The organism is Photobacterium carnosum, from assembly GCF_021236965.1.
Classification (GTDB): Bacteria; Pseudomonadota; Gammaproteobacteria; order Enterobacterales; family Vibrionaceae; genus Photobacterium; species Photobacterium carnosum.
The window spans coordinates 1-2,036 of the sequence record NZ_WMDN01000054.1 but is presented as its reverse complement, the minus strand read 5'-3'; the positions used below and the strand labels follow the sequence as shown (position 1 = coordinate 2,036).

At 31.8% G+C, this 2,036-nt stretch carries 2 protein-coding genes; both read right to left on the bottom strand.

Annotation, left to right across the window (positions count from 1 at the left end; translation table 11 throughout):
- Positions 1-123: 123 nt before the first annotated feature.
- Positions 124-594: a hypothetical protein gene (locus GLP24_RS19715; protein ID WP_232604665.1), complete on the bottom strand. Its 471-nt coding sequence runs from the start codon at positions 592-594 to the stop codon at positions 124-126.
- A 207-nt stretch (positions 595-801) separates the two neighbouring features.
- Positions 802-1,410, bottom strand: coding sequence for a hypothetical protein (locus tag GLP24_RS19710; RefSeq protein ID WP_232604666.1), 609 nt, complete (start codon positions 1,408-1,410; stop codon positions 802-804).
- Positions 1,411-2,036: the final 626 nt, after the last annotated feature.

Here is a 2,036-nt window from a genome sequence, read left to right as displayed (position 1 = left end):
AATCTATTTATGCGTACTAAACAAAACTTATCATAATCGCCAGAAATATATATAATTTATGCAGTCATTTTATAACCTAACCTCTTGCAAAAACTAAAAGCTTTAAAATACAAAATGCTTTATCTACTTTTTATGACAATCTAATTTGTTTATTGTTACTGTTGCCAGATAACATCCATTTTTATCATTGATGATATCTCTAATAATTACGCCACCTTCAACCCAAGATCGAAGGAAACCTCTTCCACAGATTTGTTCAATCCTTATTTTTTTATATCCATTATTAAAGAATGATTTTATCTGATTTATATCATTAAGTGATTTTGAATCAATATCTAATGTAATATTATAATTAAGTGATTTTTCATTATGACTTAATGTCAGATTATTAACAGTTGTTATTAAATCTATTTTTTTAGGAAATTGAGTATTGATTACATTTATCTGTTTGTTCATTGATATATAAAATTCATCAACTGACATTTTACTTAATGATGATGCAAATCCTTTGTCGTATTGTATATGATCATATTTTTCAGCAAAACTAGATGTTGATATTAAAATCATTGATAAAAATAACAGTATATTTCTCATGAAAATTAACCATTTAAATATTTTAGTTTATTTTTTTCTAAAAAATAAACCTATGTAATATCAGATCTCGAAAGCGACCCGATACTCGGTAATGTCCAGATATAACAAAGGCCGCCTAAATGACTTTATGATGATAAAATTCATATAACGGGGTTATGGTAAATCAGACCAAAACTACCGAGTAAAAAGCATCACCTTAATGTTTTATTATATAGTTGATACAAAAGCTTTTTTAAGCACTTTATCTACACTACCCGCATGACAGCTTATGACGCCAGTAACATAGTGTGAGTGACCATTTTCAGCTTCAAATTCATATGAATCAGCAAAATCCAAAAACTCATCTCCTGACAACTTAATCTTTTTGCTAGCCAAGAACTCATAAACATTAACCATAAAATTGAAAATGCATGGATTAATGTTTACAACTTCACCATACCAACCTAGGACAGATTTAATTACCGGTTCTTCATCAGCTAGGTACTTGTTGGGAATAGCTAAAATAGCCTTTTCAACAAGATTTGTCGGAACCAAGCACAAATACAATAAATCGGTTGTTATTGGCGGGAGATCCTGAGCAGGAATAATACGCAACTCATTTATTAGCTCCTCTTTGTGATGAAAGAGATTACGAAGCGCCTTTAGAGCAATAAACTCCTGAATATCAAAGAAACTCCCCAGTTTTGCTTTACCCAACTTGTCATTAAGGCTGTGAATGGCATTTAGAAGGTTAAATAAAGTGTCTAAGCTAGGACTCACACAATGTGAATGGTAGAGCCTAAAAACTCTCTCACTTGCAGGAATGACTGCTTTCATTTTTTCTCCAAAATTTAAACTAGTTACATAACATTGTATTCAAAGAACTTCGTTCGTATATCTCTCTATGTTACCTAGAGATTACAAATTTTATGCACACCAACCACCTTTATGGTGAGAACCTGTTCCACCATATGGATGTTCTCCTCGTGGACACGCATTCGCAACACCAACTGTAAATAACCCAACCAACAAAACGACTAATAATTTTTTCATAAAAAAAATCCGCAAAAAATAAAGATAATTATACTTTTAACGAATAATGTAAGTTAATATTTGTATTTGGATATCTATTCAAAATATTGCATTTTCTGTGCTAAGAGACAACAAAGGTCGCCATTAGCGACCTTATGCCTTAGATTTAAAATAAATCTAAAATCCCGCAAAACACCTCGAAATAGATTTATTTTAAATCTGCGAGTTTTCATCAATCAATCTCGCCATAAATCACTTATCAGTCTGCCGTAACTCAAATACCCATCAAATCGCCCCTAGAAACGATTCTAAGACCACAAATACCGATCACTCGACACCTAGTATGACTTTTATCTAAAAGCGGCTGTATTTAACAGTATCCATCTAACGCGCACTACGTGATCACTGTTCATTCAGAACGGATAGGATAA

Coding starts and splice junctions, on each gene's coding strand:
- GLP24_RS19715 (WP_232604665.1), bottom strand. CDS start 594: ATGAGAAATATACTGTTATTTTTATCAATGATTTTAATATCAACATCT.
- GLP24_RS19710 (WP_232604666.1), bottom strand. CDS start 1,410: ATGAAAGCAGTCATTCCTGCAAGTGAGAGAGTTTTTAGGCTCTACCAT.